Origin of the sequence: Providencia sp. PROV269 (assembly GCF_028477785.1) — a bacterium.
Classification (GTDB): domain Bacteria; phylum Pseudomonadota; class Gammaproteobacteria; order Enterobacterales; family Enterobacteriaceae; genus Providencia; species Providencia rettgeri.
Genome location: NZ_JAMPLV010000013.1, coordinates 104,618 through 125,445, shown reverse-complemented (window position 1 = coordinate 125,445; position 20,828 = coordinate 104,618). Strand labels below are relative to the sequence as shown.

The 20,828-nt window shown below is 38.7% G+C and carries 19 protein-coding genes; 15 read left to right on the top strand and 4 right to left on the bottom strand.

Annotated elements, in window-relative coordinates; all coding sequences use genetic code 11:
- The first annotated feature begins 224 nt into the window (after positions 1–224).
- The 8 genes from nrfA (at position 225) to yegD (ending at position 9,322) form a co-directional block, all read left to right on the top strand.
- Positions 225–1,658 (top strand): ammonia-forming nitrite reductase cytochrome c552 subunit, encoded by a 1,434-nt coding sequence (gene nrfA, locus PR683_RS15455; protein ID WP_109912716.1) that lies wholly within the window; start codon positions 225–227, stop codon positions 1,656–1,658.
- Between the two features lie 47 nt (positions 1,659–1,705).
- Entirely contained in the window at positions 1,706–2,275 is a 570-nt protein-coding gene (gene nrfB / locus PR683_RS15450) for a cytochrome c nitrite reductase pentaheme subunit (protein ID WP_004913368.1), read from the top strand.
- On the top strand, positions 2,272–2,943 hold the full coding sequence (gene nrfC, locus PR683_RS15445) for a cytochrome c nitrite reductase Fe-S protein (protein ID WP_004913371.1): 672 nt from the start codon (positions 2,272–2,274) through the stop codon (positions 2,941–2,943). Before nrfB ends, nrfC begins: the two co-directional genes overlap by 4 nt.
- Positions 2,940–3,896 (top strand): cytochrome c nitrite reductase subunit NrfD, encoded by a 957-nt coding sequence (nrfD, locus tag PR683_RS15440; RefSeq protein ID WP_004913373.1) that lies wholly within the window; start codon positions 2,940–2,942, stop codon positions 3,894–3,896. The genes nrfC and nrfD overlap by 4 nt, the downstream gene beginning before the upstream one ends.
- A gap of 24 nt (positions 3,897–3,920) precedes the next feature.
- Positions 3,921–5,795 carry a heme lyase CcmF/NrfE family subunit gene (locus tag PR683_RS15435; RefSeq protein ID WP_272571678.1) on the top strand — a complete coding sequence of 625 codons (1,875 nt, stop codon included), beginning with the start codon at positions 3,921–3,923 and terminating at the stop codon, positions 5,793–5,795.
- Positions 5,788–6,834, top strand: a complete 1,047-nt coding sequence (nrfF, locus tag PR683_RS20430) for a heme lyase NrfEFG subunit NrfF (RefSeq protein ID WP_123382333.1) — start codon at positions 5,788–5,790, stop codon at positions 6,832–6,834. Before PR683_RS15435 ends, nrfF begins: the two co-directional genes overlap by 8 nt.
- A 329-nt stretch (positions 6,835–7,163) precedes the next feature.
- Positions 7,164–7,562, top strand: a complete 399-nt coding sequence (locus tag PR683_RS15420) for a hypothetical protein (RefSeq protein WP_117162786.1) — start codon at positions 7,164–7,166, stop codon at positions 7,560–7,562.
- A 407-nt stretch (positions 7,563–7,969) separates the two neighbouring features.
- Positions 7,970–9,322 (top strand): molecular chaperone, encoded by a 1,353-nt coding sequence (yegD, locus tag PR683_RS15415; RefSeq protein WP_272571677.1) that lies wholly within the window; start codon positions 7,970–7,972, stop codon positions 9,320–9,322.
- Positions 9,323–9,404: 82 nt separating this feature from the next.
- Here the strand turns inward: yegD and PR683_RS15410 are convergent, their stop codons facing one another.
- Entirely contained in the window at positions 9,405–9,884 is a 480-nt protein-coding gene (locus PR683_RS15410) for a DUF4822 domain-containing protein (protein ID WP_004913390.1), read from the bottom strand.
- A 185-nt stretch (positions 9,885–10,069) separates the two neighbouring features.
- On the bottom strand, positions 10,070–10,924 hold the full coding sequence (locus PR683_RS15405) for a LysR family transcriptional regulator (RefSeq protein WP_109912720.1): 855 nt from the start codon (positions 10,922–10,924) through the stop codon (positions 10,070–10,072).
- Between the two features lie 109 nt (positions 10,925–11,033).
- Here PR683_RS15405 and PR683_RS15400 point away from each other — a divergent pair, with 109 nt between their 5' ends.
- The 7 genes from PR683_RS15400 (at position 11,034) to dmsD (ending at position 18,515) form a co-directional block, all read left to right on the top strand.
- On the top strand, positions 11,034–11,504 hold the full coding sequence (locus PR683_RS15400) for a multidrug/biocide efflux PACE transporter (RefSeq protein ID WP_109912721.1): 471 nt from the start codon (positions 11,034–11,036) through the stop codon (positions 11,502–11,504).
- A gap of 378 nt (positions 11,505–11,882) precedes the next feature.
- Entirely contained in the window at positions 11,883–12,350 is a 468-nt protein-coding gene (locus tag PR683_RS15395; protein WP_109912722.1) for a hypothetical protein, read from the top strand.
- A 289-nt stretch (positions 12,351–12,639) separates the two neighbouring features.
- Complete coding sequence (locus PR683_RS15390; protein ID WP_109912723.1) at positions 12,640–13,386, top strand: energy transducer TonB; 747 nt, start codon at positions 12,640–12,642, stop codon at positions 13,384–13,386.
- Between the two features lie 476 nt (positions 13,387–13,862).
- Entirely contained in the window at positions 13,863–16,289 is a 2,427-nt protein-coding gene (ynfF, locus tag PR683_RS15385) for a selenate/tellurate reductase subunit YnfF (protein WP_419181988.1), read from the top strand.
- 10 nt (positions 16,290–16,299) lie between these two features.
- Positions 16,300–16,917: a DMSO/selenate family reductase complex B subunit gene (locus PR683_RS15380; RefSeq protein ID WP_004913401.1), complete on the top strand. Its 618-nt coding sequence runs from the start codon at positions 16,300–16,302 to the stop codon at positions 16,915–16,917.
- A gap of 1 nt (position 16,918) precedes the next feature.
- Positions 16,919–17,776, top strand: a complete 858-nt coding sequence (locus tag PR683_RS15375; protein ID WP_123382338.1) for a DmsC/YnfH family molybdoenzyme membrane anchor subunit — start codon at positions 16,919–16,921, stop codon at positions 17,774–17,776.
- Between the two features lie 121 nt (positions 17,777–17,897).
- Positions 17,898–18,515 carry a Tat proofreading chaperone DmsD gene (dmsD, locus tag PR683_RS15370; protein ID WP_004913405.1) on the top strand — a complete coding sequence of 206 codons (618 nt, stop codon included), beginning with the start codon at positions 17,898–17,900 and terminating at the stop codon, positions 18,513–18,515.
- A 144-nt stretch (positions 18,516–18,659) separates the two neighbouring features.
- Here dmsD and PR683_RS15365 read toward each other — a convergent pair whose 3' ends face one another.
- Complete coding sequence (locus tag PR683_RS15365; protein ID WP_004913408.1) at positions 18,660–19,802, bottom strand: trans-sulfuration enzyme family protein; 1,143 nt, start codon at positions 19,800–19,802, stop codon at positions 18,660–18,662.
- Between the two features lie 23 nt (positions 19,803–19,825).
- Positions 19,826–20,824 carry a D-cysteine desulfhydrase gene (locus tag PR683_RS15360; protein ID WP_109912726.1) on the bottom strand — a complete coding sequence of 333 codons (999 nt, stop codon included), beginning with the start codon at positions 20,822–20,824 and terminating at the stop codon, positions 19,826–19,828.
- Positions 20,825–20,828 lie beyond the last annotated feature (4 nt).

The window sequence follows — 20,828 nt, the reverse complement described above, 5'->3', positions numbered from 1 at the left end:
CATTCTATTTCCTTATTACAAATTATCTTTTGATCAAAAACAATATTTTTAGTGTGGTTTTTTGTTACACATATAAATTGGCAATGTCTTGGTAGCAGATGAAAGCTTGCTATCAAACCTAAATAACAAAAAGATACCCAAAATAGTTCGAGTCACAGGTCACATTACAACAACAACTCGAAAAATGAAGGGATGACTGGCTAAAATTACTCGAGGCCCTTTTTATGGCAAACATAAGAAATAATGCACTATGCTTATTGAGTCTGGTTGCAGGAATATTTCTCTTTACCTCTGTTCATGCTCAAACTCCGACTAAAGATAGTACATCTACCATCAACGCTCGAAATGAAACTTTCGAAGCTGCTCACCCTGATCAATACCACTCTTGGCGAGCAACATCCGAGCAATCAAACCGAGAAGACGCATTAGCGGAAGACCCTCGCTTAGTCGTTCTCTGGGCTGGATACCCATTCTCACGCGACTACAACAAACCTCGTGGTCACGCCTATGCCATCATCGACGTCCGTGAAACCTTACGAACTGGTGCTCCGAAAGATGCCCAAGATGGCCCGCTTCCGATGGCATGTTGGAGCTGTAAAAGTCCCGATGTGGCTAGGCTTATCCAAGAACATGGCGAAGATGGCTATTTCGAAGGTAAGTGGGCAAAAGGTGGCCCAGAAGTGGTGAATGTCTTAGGTTGCGCAGATTGCCATAAAACCGACTCAGAGGATTTTGCAAAAGGTAAACCAGAGCTAACACTTTCTCGCCCTTATGCAGAGCGTGCAATGGAAGCGATTGGCAAACCGTTTGATAAAGCCAGCCGGTTCGACCAACAGTCCATGGTGTGTGGCCAATGCCACGTAGAATATTATTTCTCTGGTGATAAAAAAGCCGTGAAATTCCCATGGGATAACGGCACCAAAGTGGAAGATATGGAAGTCTACTACGACAACATTGGTTTCTCTGACTGGACCAACTCACTGTCGAAAGCTCCAATGCTAAAAGCCCAACACCCAGAATATGAAACTTGGAGTGCGGGTATTCATGGCAAAAATAACGTGACCTGTATTGATTGCCATATGCCAAAACTGCAAAACGAAAAAGGCGAACTGTATACCAGCCATAAAATTGGTAATCCATTCGACAATTTCGAACAAACCTGTAGCACTTGCCATACCCAAAGCAAACAACAACTGCAAGATGTGGTTGCTGAACGTAAAGTCGCTATCCAAGAGATGAAAATCAAAGCGGAAGACCAATTGGTTCGCGCTCACTTTGAAGCGAAAGCCGCATGGGATGCAGGCGCAACAGAAGATGAAATGAAACCAATTTTAACCGATATTCGCCATGCACAATGGCGCTGGGATTTAGCTATCGCCTCCCACGGTATTCATATGCACGCACCAGATGAAGGCCTACGTATGTTAGGTGGTTCGATGGATAAAGCGGCAGATGCACGTACCAAACTCGCTCGCCTGTTAGGCTCTAAAGGCATCACCCATGAAATTGCCATTCCAGATATTTCAACCAAGGAAAAAGCACAACAAGCCATTGGTTTAGATATGCAAAAAATCAATGCGGAGAAACAAGAGTTCTTAAAAACTGTCGTTCCGCAATGGGATGACCAAGCTCGTAAAAATGACCTATTAGCCAAATAACCATGATTTGCCCCAAATAATGGGGCAATACAACCAATGGAGTGAATATGAGCGTACTACGTTCGTTATTAACTGCTGGGGTGCTGGCAACAGGCTTATTATGGGCAACAGCCGCATCCGCAACCCCACAAATGGCACAAGAAAATGCAGAAGGCCGTTGGGTTGTCACGCAGCAACGCAGTGCTGACAGCGCATGCTTAGACTGTCATAAACCAGACCAAGAAGGCATGCATGGCACTCACGCAGAAGTGATTAACCCTAACAATAATTTACCCGTGACTTGTACCAACTGCCACGGTAACCCAGGGCCTGATCACCGTGAAGGCGTCAAAGATGTCATGCGCTTTAACAACCCAATGTATAACGTTGAACAACAAAACAGTGTCTGTCTGTCATGTCACTTACCAGAGCAACTACAAAAAGCGTTCTGGCCTCATGATGTCCACGTCACCAAAGTGGCCTGTGCCAGTTGCCATGACCTTCATCCGAAACAAGATACGATGAAGGTACTGACTGATAAGGGCAAAGTAAAAATATGTGTCGACTGTCACTCAGATCAACGCAATAACCCTGATTTCAATCCAGCAGCGGTGAAATTGCGTAAGGAGCAGCCATGAGTTGTTCTCGTCGTCAATTCATTATCTACACAGGAGCACTGGCGGCGGTAGGAGGGGTTGCTAGCCATACGCTAGCTAACACCATGAAAATAGATGGCGTTCGCTACGGCATGGTGCACGATGAAAATCTGTGCATCGGCTGTACGGCGTGTATGGATGCGTGCCGAGAGGTTAACCAAGTACCGGAAGGTGTTTCACGGTTAACCATCATCCGTAGTGAGCCCATAGGCCAATTTCCTGATGTTAAATACCGTTTTTTTCGCCATTCCTGTCAACATTGTGAAAGTGCGCCTTGTGTTGATGTTTGCCCTACTGGTGCCTCTTTTATCGACAAAACAACGGGGATTGTTGATGTAAACCCTGACTTATGTGTCGGCTGCCAATACTGTATTGCTGCCTGCCCTTATCGTGTCAGATTCATTCACCCTATCAATAAAACTGCGGATAAATGTGATTTTTGTCGTAAAACGAATCTAAAAAAGGGTAAGCAACCAGCTTGTGTCGAGTCTTGCCCGACCAAAGCATTAACCTTTGGTAATTTAGATGATCCTAAGAGCGATATTTCGTTGATGCTAAAAGAAAAACCGACTTATCGATTCAAGATTGCACTCGGTACTCACCCCAAAATGTATCGAGTCCCGTTCAAATATGGGGAGGTTAGCCAATGACAACAGCTTCTGCTTTCCATTTTGAATCCTTAGTGTGGGACTGGCCCATTGCCGTTTACTTATTCTTAATTGGTATTTCAGCTGGGCTCGTGGTACTTGCGGTACTTATGCGCCAGTATTATCCCACTGCGGCTGGCAGTGATAGCACTCTCATGCGCACAACACTGATTTTAGCTCCGACAACAATCATCTTTGGGTTATTGATCTTAATTCTCCATTTGACGCGTCCATGGACATTCTGGAAATTAATGTTTCATTACAGCCCAACTTCGGTGATGTCGATGGGGGTAATGTTATTCCAAGTGTATATGGCTGTACTTGTTATTTGGCTTGCTAAAATTTATGAAAAAGAGCTCATGGTTTTACAGCAAAAATGGCTGCCTAAGTTTACGCTTATCCCAAGAATATTAACCCTGCTAAATCGTGCGATGCGTTCTCTGGATATTGTAATGCTAGTCTTGGCTGTTTTGCTTGGGGCTTATACCGGATTTTTACTTTCAGCATTAAAATCTTATCCATTCTTAAACAATCCATTATTACCAGCTTTATTCCTATTTTCAGGAATATCGTCAGGTATCGCGGTATCATTAATGGCAATAGCATTACGCTACCGTAAAAATATCCATAACGACGAAACCGCATTTTTACACCGTATCGAAGGCTTTGTTATTTGGCTCGAGATATTCCTATTAGCAGCCTTTTTTGTCGGGCTAGCGTTAGGGGATGACGGGAAAATTCGTTCATTAATTGCCGCATTAGGCGGTGGTTTCTGGACTTGGTGGTTTTGGATTGGCGTTGTCGGGTGTGGTTTTATTATTCCTCTGCTATTCAAAAAATGGATGGATAAAGGACAAGGTGCAGCAAGAGTATTGATTATCAGTGGTGCAAGCTTACTGGGTGTCTTCTGCTTACGCTTCTTTGTGTTATACGCAGGGCAGTTGACCGTCGCATAACTCACTCAAAAATAAGGGTAATCATTGGAACTAATACTCCCAGAAATTGGCTTTCTCTGCCTCGCATTGGCACTCTGTATTGCCTGTTTCCAAGCATTGTTTGGAGTTATTGGTTTCTTCCGCCATATTCCGAGGCAAATGCCTCGGAATATTCTTTGGACCTACTTACAGTTTCTTTTCTTGCTCGTTGCCTATGTTTGTTTAACTCTCAGCTTTATTCAAAGTGATTTTTCAGTCGTGTATGTGGCGCAACATAGCCACCGGCTATCGCCGCTATATATTAAAATTGCCGCAGTATGGGGAGGCCATGAAGGCTCAATATTTCTTTGGCTACTGTTTATCTCTGCTTGGAGTTGCCTATTTGCATGGTGTTATCGTCGGCAAACTCACCCCGTATTTCCTCTCACATTAACCCTACTCGCTATTATTAGTACCGCATTATTACTGTTTATCGTCTTTTATTCGGACCCCTTTGTTCGCATTTTCCCTCCTGCTATTGAAGGGCGAGATCTCAACCCAATGCTGCAACATTGGGGGTTGATATTACACCCTCCACTACTTTATTTAGGTTATAGCGGGTTAATGGTCGTGACCGCCTTAGCACTTGCATCCACGCTGTGCACGCAATTTAACCAAACAGTTGCAAGGCTCTGTTGGCGCTTTGTCGTTCCTAGTTGGTGCATACTCACTTTGGGTATCACACTGGGTTCATGGTGGGCATACAGTGAACTTGGTTGGGGGGGATGGTGGTTTTGGGACCCAGTTGAAAATGCATCACTGTTACCATGGCTAAGTGCAACTGCGTTATTCCATAGCCTTACCATTTCATACAAAACGGGTCATTATCGTCATTGGTCAATATTACTGGCGATCCTCACGTTTATTTTATCTCTATTGGGCACGTTGATTGTACGCTCAGGTATTTTAATGTCTGTCCATGCGTTTGCTTTAGATAACGTTAGGGCTGTCCCCCTCTTTTTACTATTCAGTTTCCTGAGTTTCGGTGCTTTATGTATATATGGTTGGAAAGCTAAAAACATTGATAATTTACCAACCAAAACTAATCGCCGTCAGCTTTATTTATTACTCACTTTAATCCTATTTTCTACTGTATTATTCATTGTCCTGACGGGCACACTTTACCCGATGATTTACACGTTATTTGGTTGGGGAAAAATATCGGTTGGGGCACCTTATTTTAACCAAGCATTACTACCATTTGGTATTTTGATGCTAATCATAATGGCGGTAAGTGCCATTTATCCGCTTAACAAAACTCGGATTAAAGCCCAATGGCGTATTCTTTTCATTATACCTCTCAGTGTATTAGTAAGCTTATCTCTTTGGTCTAAAGGGATTATTATCGCTCTTTCTTGTGGTTTTTTATTTGCTATTTTACTTATCTTTTGGCTACGACCCATCGATGTTATTCGTCAACAATTCCCTTCCCTTATCGCTCATACAGGGGTTGTGATTTTTGCGGCTGGCATTGCCTTATCCATTGGTAGTCACCATGAAACCAGTGTTAGTCTTTCTGTTGGGCAATCTATCTCACTCGCAGATTATCAATTTCAATTCAACGAGTTGCAACTTGAAGCTAAATCTAATTACACTACCGAAAAAGCCATTATACAAATTAGCAAAGCTAACCAACCATTACACCAGCTAATCACCGAGCGCCGCTTTTATACTGCTCGCCAGCAATTAATGATTGAACCCGGTATATATTGGGGGTGGCTACGTAATTGGTATGCGGTATTAGGTGAGAAAACGGGAACAAATAGCTATGCAATACGCCTTTACGTACAAGATGGCATTCAATGGATTTGGAGCGGTGCGTTTGTAATGTGTTTTGGCCTATTAATAAGCTGGATAAAAGGGAGGATAAAAAATGCTTAAAACCCTATTAGCACTATTTTTCCTATGTTGCTCTTTTATATCCAATGCTCAGATTGTTGATGTGTGGCAATTTAATTCTATTGAAGAACAAGAATATTCTTTGCAAATAGCCTCACAATTACGTTGTCCGCAGTGCCAAAACCAAAACTTACTCGAATCCAATGCACCCACTGCAGTAAGTATGCGCCACCAAGTTTTTAAAATGGTTGCAGAGGGGAAAGATAAAGCGCAAATCATGCATTATATGACCGAGCGATATGGCGATTTCGTGCTGTATAACCCTCCCTTGACTATTGGCACCGCACTGCTTTGGGGATTACCGGGCATTGCTCTAGTTGGCATTTTTTATTTCATTTTCAAATTTTATCGCTCACAAAAACAGCCGATTTTAGAGAACAATTTTCACCATCAGCAGGTATTCGAGCAATTATTGTCAGATGATGTAACAGCGCCATCAGTTGCAAAGCAATGGCATATTAATAAATTACTCGCCATATTAATGGTGTCAGTTGTTATTGGTTACTTTTTTTCGCCTCGGTTTGAATTAGCCTACCAGGAATACCAACGTATTTCAGATCCTCTACTCTCATTCACACCATTACAGCAAGAACAAAATGATTTATTCCGCTTGCAAGATGATATTCGCCAATCTCCTAAAAATAGTGAGCTTTGGGCTACACTAGGTGAATACTATCTCTATCAAAATAGTTATGATAACGCATTAATTGCTTATCATAGAGCGTTAAAATATGGAGGAGAAAATGCTCAGATATACTCAGCGATTGCAACCGTTTTATATTACCAAGCAGGTCAACAACTAACAGAAGATGTCAGAGCGGTAATCAACAAAGCATTAAACCTTGATAAACAAGAAATTACTGCTTTAATGCTAGTCGCTTCAGATGCTTTTATGAATGCAAATTATGAACAAGCAATTGATATTTGGCAAAAATTATTAGATAGTAATAGTTCTCGTATTAATCGTTCTCAACTCATTGAAGCTATTCATATGGCAAAAATAATGAAGAACAAAAAATAATAATCTTATTCTATATATTTTCGTTACTCTAGGGATTAATACATACTGAATTATCACAATAGTGATAAAGTATCCTTTTATGAAATGTCTATTTATTTAAATGTGTAATTTTTCGTTTCTTATTGGTTACCATTGTTTCCCTTCTATATTACTTCAAATAATCTTATGTTAGATTGGTAACCGTTAATTATCCCAAATGTAATCCAAGTATATCTCCGTAAGTGAAATCACCAATTAAAAGTTAGCCTATGGCAATGAATTTTTATTCAATTTTTATATTTTGGCATTCATTGGGAGATTCAAAACTAATAACATAAGAAATAAATACTATGAAAAATAAAATATTTTCATTTTTAGTCGTTGGCCTAATTGCAGGCGCTTCCTTTATAGGAGGCGTTGTAAGTAACTATACACCTGATTTAGATATTGTAGAAAAATCTCAAAAAGCGGTTGAGGATTTTTTAGCATTCCCCAAAACGGCCGAGTATAAAAATGTTAAATATCATGAGATAAGAGAAACCTTAGACCATGGTATGCTAGGTTATGTATGCGGTGAAGTGCTTATTTTCACTAGCCAAAACTCATATTCATTTAAACGTTTTGTGGTCAAAACCTATCTTCATAATGACGGCCGTAATGTTGTTTCTATTCCATTAATTGATAGAGATGATAAAGAATTTCCTAATAATGATTTTAATATAATTTGGAATAAGTATTGTAATAGTTAAATATATATAAAACCCAACTGTTTAAATAAGATATTTCTGAGAATCTCTTTAACATTACATTAGAATGTTAAAGAGGAAGAGAAATAAAATATTACATCACAAACCACACTCTAAATAAAAATAGCTTTAAATAACCTTAATATTATCGATATGTATTTTTATTTATCCACCTTAAGCTAAATTAATTACGCCCTTTTTATGAACATCAATAAATCAATCTTTCAATAATGCTTGCATTTTGTTATAGAGCCTCTGTGCTTTCAGAGCATCTAGACAACATACAATCAATTCAAGCTATCTACTTTTGGATTTTTCCCTTCGCATCGAACTATTTTTTCGATAGTAATTCATTCCTGCTTGATATAAAGTCTCTGCCTTTTTTCAAAGTCGTTACTCTTGGAGGCGAAATGTTTATTGGTTTTGATTACGGTACATCTAACTGTGCTGTCGCAGTCATGAAAAACGGGATACCCACACTATTACCATTAGAAGGCGATAACGTTTATATTCCATCAACCTTATGCGCGCCAACAAGAGAATCAGTTTCTGAGTATTTATTTCGCCATTGTAAAATCTCCCCCTCGAATGAAATCGGACAACAAATTTTAAAAAGATCTATCGCGTTTAACCGTGATGAAGGGATCGATTTACTACCCGAGGACATTGTATTTGGGCAAGCTGCTTTAGATTTATATCTGAGCGCCCCTAGAGATGTTTATTATGTAAAATCCCCAAAATCTTTTTTAGGGGCTTCAGGCTTACATGATACTCAAATTAGTTTTTTTGAAGACCTTGTCTGCGCGATGATGAAAAATATAAAGGATACTGCAGAACATTCTTTACAGCAGGTTATTGATGACACAGTCATTGGCCGGCCAATTAACTTTCATGGGCGTGGCGGGGAACTTTCAAATCAACAAGCAGAATCCATACTCTATCGTGCGGCAAAACGCGCAGGTTTTAATCATATTGCTTTCCAGTTCGAACCTGTTGCTGCCGGGCTTGAATATGAATCCACATTAAGTAAAGACCAGATCATCTTAGTCGTTGATATTGGCGGTGGAACAACAGACTGTTCATTGATTCAAATGGGACCAACTTATCGAGGCGCACAGGACAGAACACAATCCTTACTTGCACATAGTGGCCAACGAGTGGGTGGAAACGACCTTGATATTTACCTAGCATTAAAACAATTAATGCCACTTTTTGGAATGGAAAGCCAATCTTTATCAGGCATTAAAATGCCATTTCTACAATTTTGGAACCCGATTGCTATCAATAATGTTGAAGCGCAAAAAGAATTTTACTCACGACAAAATTTGACTGCATTAACACGCTTAAAACAAGATGCAAAAGAGCCTCAAATAATATCTCGATTGTTAGAAGTTTATAATGAAACATTAGGTTATAGCTTAGTACGTAAAGCTGAAGAAGCTAAAATTGCTTTATCGGACGCTTCCAGTTATTTAGCTCAAATTAAATTAATTTCTGAAAAACTAGAAGTGAATATTCCACATGAACAAATGGTGGAATCAATTGAATCACCAAAAAGTAAAATGATTGAATTAGTTAAAGAGGCTGTCAACCAAGGTGGGGTCAAACCTGATGCTATTTACGTTACAGGTGGAAGTGCTCGCTCACCAGTATTACACCAAGCAATTAGCCAAGAATTACCTAATATTCCGATAATACGTGGAGATGATTTTGGTTCCGTTACTGCTGGACTAACGCGCTGGGCAGAAACCTGTTTTAAATAAAGCTACAATAGAGCAATAATGCCGCAGAATAAATTACTCAATCAATGAGCTTTATATCTAGACTGCGGCATTGGTTTAAATGTTATTTTTTAACTTTATGGACAATATCAAAGTACTTATCTTTGCTATCTTGCTCTGGATAAATACGATACGTATATTCTTCAGGTGTTACTGTCACATTTTCAACAACACGAGTAAATAAAACTTTACCGTCATCATCTTTCGCTGTTAATGAACGGCTTTTGCCATTTTCATCAAATGACCAGTCACCTTTCATTTTGGGTTTGCCATCGAACGTGGTCATATTAAAAGTCCCGTCTGGATAATATTCGGCAACCCCAAAGAAGTTTGCAACTTGTTTATCTTCTGCATTAACTTCTTTTTTATCTTGATCTAAAGCTTCTGTCGTTACCCAGACTTTGCCTACCATAATTTCTTCGTAAGCATTTAATTTATGTTCTGCCTTCTGTGATTGGCTTGCTGCTGGAGTTGTAGCTGCATTAACAGCAAATGACATAGTAGATACAACAGCAAAAAGTGTAGGTACTAATAATTTTTTCATTTTTATCCTCTAATAAATTAACTCAAACAACAATTTGATTAAGTTTAGATTAGCGATATAAAGCCAACTTTAAAAATTATATTACGTTTATTTACAAGATAACATCTTATTACATTTAATATAGACTGTTTTACAAAATAAAATATAGCACAAACACATTGATTTTAAAATTAATCTCCTTAAATTTAGCTATTAAGTAATTTATTAATCAGCCAGTAACCCGCTTTTCCCGGTGGATTATTCTTAGACCAAACTAAATCCACATCAATTTTACGTGGCCATAAATCATAATTAATACTCACTAAACGGTTATGGCCAAATTGCTTAACTAACCATGTCGGTAATATTGCCCATCCAGCTCCTTGTTCTGCCATTTCTAATAATAGTAAATAATTTGGCGCAAACCAGTTCTTTTCACTATTAATAATAATTTGGCTACTACTGCTTAGCCGTAGTTGGCGTGTCATTGTTAAATGCTGATAAGTAATTTTTTTCTCTTTAGCTAATGGATGGCTATTTAATACATATAAACCTAATTCACCTTGAATAGGTAAACGAGAAAAAGAAATATCTGCAGGATATTCTGTTCGAGATTCCATCATACCAACATGAGCCTGTTGGTTTTGGATCATTTCAATAACGGCATTATTTTCTGCAATTAAAAACTCGAACTCAAGATGCGGAAATTGTCTATCTAATGTCGTTACAATATGTTCAGCATGAGGGGGCTGATAAATATCTGAAAAAGCGCAGCTTAATCTTGGTTCTATATCTGGTAGCAGTTCAACTCGAAGCGCTTGAAGACGCTCATCTGCCGATAAAATATCCTCAACTAAACTCAAAACTTTTCTACCTGCAAAAGTTAATGTTGATTCACGTCCCTGCCTATCGAATAACAAAAAGCCCAAGTCGTCTTCAAAACCACTGATTGTCGTACTCACAGTTGATTGGCTTTTATTTAATTTACGAGCCGCAGCAGAGAATGACCTTAGGGATGCCGCCTCCACAAAGGTACGCAATGTTTCTATAGAATAATTCATAAGGTATCGCTTTTTCCGATGGCTGCCATTTTGTATATATATAAAAAAAAGCAAATAATTGCACCCGATTTTTACCCAAAAAATAATTTTCCATATCTTTGAGGTAGTTATGAGCAAGTATACAAAAACATTAACTGAACGAATTTTTCATGCAGTTTCATTTGAAGTCATCGCGATCGCGATAACTGCACCGGTCAGTGCGTGGCTTTTAGGACGCTCAATTTTCCAAATGGGAACAGTCGCTATTGTCTTGTCGACACTGGCAATGCTATTAAACTTATTTTATAACATGGTCTTTGATCGTTATTGGCCCTTATCCAAAGGGCCTCGCCCAGCCAAAGTACGCATTTTTCACGCCGTTGGATTTGAATTGAGCTTTGTGATCATGGGTGTACCAATGCTGGCGTTTTTACTTAAAATGTCATTCTTAGACGCATTCTTACTTGAAATCGGCTTTTTTGCCTTTTTCTTATTTTATACTTATGCGTTTAATCTTGTATATGACATCTTACGTGAGCGTTGGTTTGCGAATAAAGAAAATGCAATACGCGTCTCAGAAACAGCGGTTAAACGTTCTTAATTTTAATTAAATATTCAAACACCGTGTAGCTTATCTATACGGTGTTATTTATGTATCATAAATACGATAAACACGCCGAAATAATTCTCTCTTTTTTTTTTGCAAAATGATGAATGCGTTTTATGCACTCATCATATGCATAGATGTCAATTTCATCATTGAACATGATCACCTATATTGACGCCATCGTAATGATTAGTCCTACGATAACTTTATAAAAATACTACTTAGATGCGTTTATCTATCAATAACAGACCTAAGTTCGAGTGCAGTAAATAGAAGTTAAACATTAAATTCCTTCATTTTTTAGAACTCATTTATATAAAGTTATCCATTATTTTGTCCAAAGTTTAGGCAATGTTATTTAAAGGTATTCAGATGAACAAACTATTTATTTCTTCTGCACTTTTTCTGGTATTTAATTTAAGTGCTCAAGCAGACGTAACCACCCATAAAAATGCCATTATTTCACTCAGTTTTATTGAAAATAATACCGCTTATGCAAACCAAATCGCTATTGCTAACCATGCAAAAGCCGCTAATTTATCACCTAATGGTATCCAAGGTATTACGAAATCTTTTGCACAGATGAATTCGCATGAAAAAGCCACTACTGCATTAAGTTTTAATGAAAATAATATGTCCGCAGCGAACCAAGCAGCCATTAATTCACATCTAAAAGCTGGTAATTTAGCAACAGATAAAATTAATGGTATCAGCAAAAGTTTTTTAGCAATGGATGGACATGAAAAAGCCGCAGTCGCGTTGAGTTTTACCGAAAACAACCAATCCCCTTCTATCAAATACGCTGTACAGCAACACTTAAGCAGGAGCCAGACAAAATAATAAAATAGAGAATGATATTTAACTGATTTATCACACAATTAATCTTATTAAGGCTTGGTGACTCACCAAGCCTTTTTCATTTTAAAATTATATTATTAAAAATCAATGCATTAATAGTAAATAACATATACCCATCAAAGTTGATAATAACTATCATTTGCAATTGATAATTATTAACATATAATTCGAATCGTTATTTTATCTTATGAGTTATAACTCAAGCATAACTACTTAAGACCTGTTTTGGTCTACCCTCTTTAGGTTCAACAAGAAAGAATATTGAGGTCTTATGATGAGTCGAAAATTAATCACTTTTACGCTATCCATAACCCTGCATATTCTTGTTATTGGGTACTTAACCTATGTTACGGCTCAATCATTATCCTTAAAAAACCAAGCACAACAGGATGCGCCGATTATATCGATCGCATTAACTCAAGCGGTTAACGTTGCAGAACCTGAAGAGCTCCTTCAACCGATAGAACTCCCTAGTGAGGTAAAAATAGAACCCAGCCCAATTATTGAAAATGCCGCCGTTGTTGTGCCTAAAAAGCAAAAAAAGGTGATCAAAACACAAAAAGAACCCGTAAAACCCAAAGAACTCACTAAAAGAACTGAAAACCCCAGCAAACAAGCTGATTCCGAAATTAAAAATGATTTGCCAATCGCACAACAACAAAAAGCCGGTGACCTTGTTTCTTCTCAATCAGCAGGAATTAAAGGCCCCAAAAACCAACATGCGACTAGTGACACGAATAGCCAACTAATTAATGCCTATCGAGAAAAACTGCGCCAAGAAGTTGAGCGAAACAAGCAATACCCTCGCCGCGCAAAAAAAATGAAAAACCGTGGTATCGCAACTATTCAATTTCAATTAAGCCAAACCGGAGAAATTAGTTTAATTCGCTTAGCAAGCAGTTCAGGAAATGATTTATTAGATCAAGCCGCTTTACTTGCAGTACAAAAAAGCCGCTCTGTCGGTAAGCCACCAGCAGGTTTTGCTCAATCTATCACTCTCAATATTGAATTTAATTAACCAACACTGATAATAACAATTATTTTCAATAAAAAAGTACACCTTAATTGGATATTAGATGTTCACTTTATAGTTAGTTATTCTGTATTTATTTTTCATTCCAAAAAATAATAATAAATTTTATTGTTTTTTCAGAGCAATCAATGTTCCTAGAGAAATTTATTATTATTTTCCAACTATATGACTAAAAGTCTTCTCCCTATTTTCCGAAAATGGCCTTACCGAGAGAAATATTTTCTCTACAAAACTCAATATTAACATTTCTAAATTTTTAGACACGAGCAATAAAAATAAAACCTGTTTTTATTCATAACGTTATAATGATATCAATTATCATTAATATTTATTTATTATAAAAAAGTTACCAGTTTTGCAAATATAACTTCGTTGATATGGCGCAAAAAAAACTAAATATGTCAGAGTAAGATAGCCCCTGAATAACACTATATTTAATATGGTCATAAAGGCTAATATCAATGAATACAAAAAATAAATTATTAAATAGCCCTATCTCAAGGCGCAATGTCGTGAAATCTGGCGCTGCTGGCGGTTTATTTGCTGCAGTTGGCGGTTTATCACTTCCTTTTAATGCAAAAGCAATCGATACCTCTCAAAACTCAACATCCCCTGAAGAAAAAGCCGTTTGGAGTTCATGTACCGTTAATTGTGGTAGCCGTTGCCTATTACGCCTCCATGTGCGTGACGATGAGGTATATTGGGTTGAATCTGATACCACGGGAAAAGATGAATATGGTAATCATCAAGTCAGAGCTTGCCTGCGTGGTCGCTCAATCCGCAGAAGAATGAATCACCCAGATAGATTGAAATACCCAATGAAACGTGTGGGTAAACGTGGTGAAGGCAAATTTGTCCGAATTTCATGGGAAGAAGCCCTTGATACTGTTGGTAATAGCTTACGCGATATTCTAAAAAATTATGGTAATGAAGCCGTTCACGTTTTATATGGTACTGGCGTTGATGGCGGTAATATCACCAACTCAAATGTTCCTTATCGCTTAATGAATTCATGTGGTGGTTTCCTGAGCCGCTACGGCAGTTATAGTACTGCACAAATTCGTGCAGGTATGAATTACCTATACGGCTCCCAAGAAGCAAATAGCCCCGATGATATTGCAAATACAAAACTAGTTGTGATGTTTGGTAATAACCCTGCCGAAACTCGTATGAGTGGCGGAGGTGTCACTTATTATGTCGAACAAGCGCGCGAACGTTCAAATGCGCGCATGATAGTCATTGACCCTCGTTATAATGACACTGCTTCTGGTAGAGAAGATAAATGGTTACCTATTCGTCCTGGTACTGATGGTGCACTTGCTGCCGCATTGGCTTACGTGATTATTACTGAGGATATGGTCGACCAAGAATTTGTCGATAAATACTGTATCGGCTATGACGAAAAAACCTTGCCAGCTTCGGCACCTAAAAATGGTCACTATAAAGCGTATATTTTAGGCCAAGGTGCTGATGGTATAGCTAAAACACCACAGTGGGCCGCTAAAATTACAGGTATCCCAGCAGATAAAATCATTAAGTTAGCCCGTGAAATAGGCCAAGCAAAACCCGCTTATATTGTTCAAGGTTGGGGTCCTCAACGTCATTCAAATGGTGAACAAACCGTTCGAGCAATTGCCATGTTAGCCATTATTACTGGTAATGTTGGCATTAGTGGTGGAAATTCAGGCTGTCGTGAAGGTACTTATGATTCCGGTGTTGAATGGTTCCCGATGCTCGATAACCCAGTAAAAACTCAGATTTCTGTTTTCACATGGACTGATGCCATCGAACGCGGTACCGAAATGACAGCTATTCATGATGGTATCAAAGGGAAAGATAAATTAGATGTTCCCATTAAATTTTTATGGTGCTATGCCAGTAATACATTGATAAATCAGCATAGTGATATCGCTCGCACCCATGAAATTTTACAAGATGACAGCAAATGCGAAATGATTGTCGGCATCGACCACTTCATGACGGCCTCTGCAAAATATTGCGATATTTTACTACCTGATTTAATGCCTACCGAACAAGAAGATCTTATTCCTAGCGAGTCCGCAGGAAACATGTCGTACATGATCTTAGGCCAACCAGCCACTAGCGCTAAATTTGAGCGTAAGCCCATCTATGAAATTTTGTCAGAAATAGCTAAACGCTTAGGCCCTGATGTCGAACAGAAATTTACCGAAGGCCGCACCCAACACGAATGGGTTAAATATTTATGTGAAAAAAGTCGCGAACGCTTCCCTGATATGCCAACTTATGAAGAAATGAAAACCGTGGGTATTTTCAAGCACAAATGCCCAGATGAGCATGTCATTGGATTTAAAGCCTTCCGAGATAACCCTCAAGCTAATCCACTGAAGACGCCTTCAGGAAAAATAGAAATTTACTCAGAAAGCCTAGCTGAAATAGCAAAAACATGGCAATTAGCACCAGATGATGTGATTGACCCGCTGCCAATTTATACCGAAGGCTTTGAAAGCCATACCGATAGTCTTAATAAAAAATACCCATTACAAATGACAGGGTTTCACTATAAAGCCAGAACACACTCAAGTTATGGCAACATTGATATCTTAAAACAAGCTTGTCGCCAAGAAATATGGATTAACCCTATAGATGCCAAAGCACGTGGTATTAAACAGGGTGATATGGTCAAGGTTTTCAATGACCGAGGTGAAGTTCATATTCCAGCGAAAGTGACACCACGGATCATGCCAGGCGTGACTGCTATGGGCCAAGGGGCTTGGTTAGATGCCGATATGTTTGGCAAAAAAGTAGACCAAGGCGGGTGTATTAATGTCCTCACGACTCAACGCCCTTCACCGCTTGCTAAGGGGAACCCTCAGCATACTAACTTAGTTGAAATTGCAAAACTATAAGGAGCCCGGTATGTCACAACAATATGGTTTTTATATTGATACACAACGCTGTACGGGCTGCAAAACGTGCGAACTCGCCTGTAAAGATTTTAAAAACTTATCCGCTGATGTTCATTTCCGTCGTATTTATGAATATGCAGGCGGCGACTGGACAGAGCAAGATGGTGCATGGCATCAAAATGTATTCTCTTATTATCTTTCCATTTCATGCAACCATTGTGAGGACCCTGCTTGCGTTAAAGTTTGTCCAAGTGGCGCGATGCACAAACGTGAGGACGGCTTTGTCATTGTCGATGAAAGTGTTTGTATTGGTTGCCGTTATTGCCATATGGCATGTCCTTATAGTGCACCTCAGTTTGATGCAGTTAAAGGGCATATGACTAAATGTGATGGCTGCTATGAACGTGTGGCTGAAGGCAAAAAACCCATTTGTGTTGAGTCTTGCCCGCTACGTGCATTAGATTTTGGGCCCATTGAAGAACTACGTGCAAAATACGGCACAATCAATGAGATAGCACCTCTACCCGCTGCACATTATACCAAACCCAATATTGTGTTAAATCTCAATGCAAATTGTCGCCCTGTTGGTGACACCACAGGTTATTTAGCGAATCCGGAGGAAGTTTAAAATGGGCGCAGGCTTACATGAATATCCGTTAATCTTCTTCACTGTTATAGGCCAAAGTGTTGCTGGTGCATTTATTCTCATGGCTCTGGTATTGTTAATAAAACCCTTACAAGAGCAGCATCATAAAATAGTGATGAGCATGTTTGGTTTGTGGGCGTTAATGGGAATTGGCTTTTTACTATCCATGTTGCATATGGGTTCGCCGATGCGTGCCTTCAATTCAATGATACGTGTTGGTCATTCCGCTCTGAGTAACGAAATAGTCAGTGGCTCAATATTCTTTGCCTTAGGTGGAATATATTGGTTACTGTCATTATTGAAAAAAATGCCCAAGTCTATTGGTACTATTTGGTTAATTATCACTATCATTTTTGCGGCAATATTTATTTATGCCATATCCCGCGTTTACCAAATTGATACCGTCCCAACTTGGTTTAATCACTATGGTAGTTTGCAATTTATCCTAACCAGCTTTATTGCAGGGCCTGTTCTTGCCGCATTTTTATTACGCATAGCAAGCTATGATATCAATAACGTCCGTTTCTTTACATTAATCAGTATTGTTGCAGTGGTTGCGAGTAGTATTTTGGTGACGGCACAGGGGTTTGAATTAGGCTCTATCCAAAGCTCTGTACAGAAAGCATCAGAGCTTGTTCCAGATTATGCTTCACTGATGGGTTGGCGTACTGTTTGCTTAACATTAGGGCTAGCTTTCTGGATTTACCCACATGTTAAAATGAAAAACCCTTCAATTATCGGGCTATTAGTCGCCGTATTATTGGTGATTTTTGGTGAATTGATTGGTAGAGGCATTTTCTACGGGCTACATATGACGGTAGGTATGGCTATCGCCGGATAACGACTATTCCATTGTTTTTACGATGATAAGGGGGCTAATTACCTTCTTATCATCGACAACAATCGCATGTTTCGCTACGATCGCACCAAAGCGTCATCATCAACATAGCAAGTGGACAAATATGGAACAAAAATTATTGGCAGATTTTTCGCTTTGCGCGCAAACTTTGGGGGCATTATTTTATTATGACCCTTCTGATGCACGCGTAAATAAACTAATTGATTTATTTACGACGAGCGAATGGTTAGCTGAGTGGCCATTTACTCAGGATTATGATTGCCAACGTATTGATAAACTTTTTCAAGATAGTCTTTCTGAATCAGAAACTTTACAAGAAGCCTACCAGCGCTTATTTATTGGCCCTTATGCATTACCTGCACCACCTTGGGGTTCTGTTTATCTTGATAAAGAAAATGTTATTTTTGGTATTTCGACACTTGAATTAAGAGCATGGCTTCGTAATAACCAAATCAATATTGAATTAAATCAAAAAGAACCCGAAGATCATGTGGGGCTAATATTTCTTCTCACTGCCTGGGTGATTGAAAATAAACCAGAACTGTTACGTGAATTACTAGAAATACATTTTTTACCTTGGGTATATCGCTATTTAGAAAAAATGCAATTGCAAAGCGGGAATGCTTTTTATGAAGCCACTGCGCTGCTGGCGACAGAAACTTTAAGACATATCCAACAAAGCGCTCAATTAACCCCAGCGAATAAAGAGCTTTGTCTTTAGTTTTATATCGTTCAAATATGCATTTTGTGAAGTAAAAACCCTCTAAATAAATCAGACTATTTAGAGGGCTTAAAATATTATGGGCGTTTTTTAGGTGTGTGGTAGGTATCACTCAGAAGTAAAAATGCGTTACTAATGGCCTAATTACTGTACCTGCGATAAAGCAAAATCGGCATCAGCGAGTAAATCATCTATATCTTCACAGCCCAATGAGAACCGCAATAATCCATCCGTTACGCCTTGCAGTAATCTTTCCTCTTCAGGGATACACGCATGAGACATCATTTTAGGGTAGGAAATAATTGATTCAATTCCCCCTAAGCTGACCGCAACGAGTGGAATACGAATTGCTTCTAAAAATTGTTTTACATTGTCATAGCTACCCAAATCAAAGGAAACCACCATTCCGCCATTTTTGGACTGTTGCATATGAATCATATGGTTTGGGTGTGAAGCTAACCCCGGATAAAAAACGCGTTGTACTTTTGGGTGCTCATTCAGATATTCTGCAAGCTTTTGCGCATTTTCACTAGCTCGTTCAACTCGCATTGCCATTGATTTTAAACCACGCATCGTCAGCCAGCTATCAAATGGAGCTGCAATACTGCCAATAGCCACCGCAGACTTATGTAACCACCTCGCATATTCAGGGTTATTCGTTGCTACTGTCCCCAAGATCACATCACTATGGCCATTTATAAATTTAGTCGCACTATTAATAGAAAAATCAATTCCAAGAGAGATAACATCTGATAACAATGGCGTCATAAAGGTATTGTCACAGATGGTAATAATATTATGCTGTTGCGCAATTTCAATAACAGATTTTAAATCAGTCACTTGTAATGTGGGGTTAGATGGCGTTTCAATATAAAACGCTTTGGTATTCTCCGTTATTGCTTGCTGATAGTTCATTGGGTTAGTCGCATCAACAAATGTCACTGAAATGCCATAACGAGGCAGAAATTCAGTCATTAACTGGAAAGAACCACCGTAAATATTTTTGCAAGCAACAATATGGTCACCCTGGCTAAAATTAAGTAATACTGCGCTTATTGCTGCCATTCCTGATGAAAAAATCTCAGCAAATTTCGCGTTTTCAATCGCGCAAATTGCCTCACTTAATGCATCTCTTGTTGGATTGGAAAAACGCGAATAAATATGGTCGTAACTTTCCTCAATATTGGCTTGTGAAAATGTGGATGATTGATATAACGGAATAGAAGAACTTCCGGTATATTTATCTGTCATGGGGTAACCATGAATAACCTTGGTATTAATTTTCATAAGTAAATCGCATTATCAAAAGTCTATTTAATCGTTGCTACATTGATTTCAGAATAAGCAAAAATAGCGGGTGCTCCGCCAGTATGAATAAAAAGTAATGGCTGATTGCCATCAATACTTTCTTTTAAAATATGATCAACTAAACCCGCCATGGCTTTACCGGTATACACAGGGTCAAGTAGTATTCCTTCTTTTTGAGCTAATAGCTCAATGGCTTGTTGGCCCTTGTTATTCGGCTGACCATAGCAAGGTGAAAAATACTGATCCCACAGATTCACTTTAGGAAAATCTGTCAGGTTTAATAATTTACCAATTTCCTGCTGTAAGGTTTCTACCTTAGGTTGTTGCTGCGCAACTGTTCTTGAAACGGTAACACCTATCACTGGAGTTTGAGGAAATACCGATTGTAATCCCATAGCTAGCCCTGCATGCGTTCCTGCGCTACCAGAAGCAACAATAACTGCGGCAAATTCAATATCTTTAGGAGTCTGCTCGGCAACTTCTAATGCACAATTAACATAACCTAATGACCCTAAAGCATTAGAACCACCAATAGGTACAATATAAGCATCTTGCAATCTAAGGGATTCAACTAACGCTTGCATTTGTAAGCTTGGGTCGGTTAACTCATCACAAAAATAACAGCGGGCATTAAATAAATCTGTCAGTTGTTTATTACCATTTGTTAAAAATAATGAATTCAAACTCTGTAATGGGTTTTCTAATAATGCGACACATTCCAGACCATACATTGATGCTATTGCAGCTGTTTGGCGAACATGGTTTGATTGAATAGCCCCTGCCGTAACAATCACCTTAGACTTTTTTTGTATCGCATCTGCAATAATATATTCCAATTTTCGCAGTTTATTGCCCCCCATTGCTAGGGGGGTCATATCGTCACGCTTAATATAAATATCACGGCCTAAATATTCTGAAAGATTATTTAATTTTGCTAACGGTGTTGGTCCTTGAAGTAGATCTATTTTATTTATTGCAGCTAATCGTTGTTTAATGCTCATTATA

Excerpts from the sequence above, each read along its gene's own strand:
- ynfF (WP_419181988.1), top strand. The coding sequence starts at position 13,863 with ATGAATACAAAAAATAAATTATTAAATAGCCCTATCTCAAGGCGCAAT.
- PR683_RS15365 (WP_004913408.1), bottom strand. The coding sequence starts at position 19,802 with ATGAAAATTAATACCAAGGTTATTCATGGTTACCCCATGACAGATAAA.
- PR683_RS15380 (WP_004913401.1), top strand. The coding sequence starts at position 16,300 with ATGTCACAACAATATGGTTTTTATATTGATACACAACGCTGTACGGGC.
- nrfA (WP_109912716.1), top strand. The coding sequence starts at position 225 with ATGGCAAACATAAGAAATAATGCACTATGCTTATTGAGTCTGGTTGCA.
- nrfB (WP_004913368.1), top strand. The coding sequence starts at position 1,706 with ATGAGCGTACTACGTTCGTTATTAACTGCTGGGGTGCTGGCAACAGGC.
- PR683_RS15390 (WP_109912723.1), top strand. The coding sequence starts at position 12,640 with ATGATGAGTCGAAAATTAATCACTTTTACGCTATCCATAACCCTGCAT.
- nrfC (WP_004913371.1), top strand. The coding sequence starts at position 2,272 with ATGAGTTGTTCTCGTCGTCAATTCATTATCTACACAGGAGCACTGGCG.
- yegD (WP_272571677.1), top strand. The coding sequence starts at position 7,970 with ATGTTTATTGGTTTTGATTACGGTACATCTAACTGTGCTGTCGCAGTC.
- dmsD (WP_004913405.1), top strand. The coding sequence starts at position 17,898 with ATGGAACAAAAATTATTGGCAGATTTTTCGCTTTGCGCGCAAACTTTG.
- nrfD (WP_004913373.1), top strand. The coding sequence starts at position 2,940 with ATGACAACAGCTTCTGCTTTCCATTTTGAATCCTTAGTGTGGGACTGG.
- PR683_RS15410 (WP_004913390.1), bottom strand. The coding sequence starts at position 9,884 with ATGAAAAAATTATTAGTACCTACACTTTTTGCTGTTGTATCTACTATG.
- PR683_RS15360 (WP_109912726.1), bottom strand. The coding sequence starts at position 20,824 with ATGAGCATTAAACAACGATTAGCTGCAATAAATAAAATAGATCTACTT.
- PR683_RS15420 (WP_117162786.1), top strand. The coding sequence starts at position 7,164 with ATGAAAAATAAAATATTTTCATTTTTAGTCGTTGGCCTAATTGCAGGC.
- nrfF (WP_123382333.1), top strand. The coding sequence starts at position 5,788 with ATGCTTAAAACCCTATTAGCACTATTTTTCCTATGTTGCTCTTTTATA.
- PR683_RS15405 (WP_109912720.1), bottom strand. The coding sequence starts at position 10,924 with ATGAATTATTCTATAGAAACATTGCGTACCTTTGTGGAGGCGGCATCC.
- PR683_RS15395 (WP_109912722.1), top strand. The coding sequence starts at position 11,883 with ATGAACAAACTATTTATTTCTTCTGCACTTTTTCTGGTATTTAATTTA.
- PR683_RS15400 (WP_109912721.1), top strand. The coding sequence starts at position 11,034 with ATGAGCAAGTATACAAAAACATTAACTGAACGAATTTTTCATGCAGTT.
- PR683_RS15375 (WP_123382338.1), top strand. The coding sequence starts at position 16,919 with ATGGGCGCAGGCTTACATGAATATCCGTTAATCTTCTTCACTGTTATA.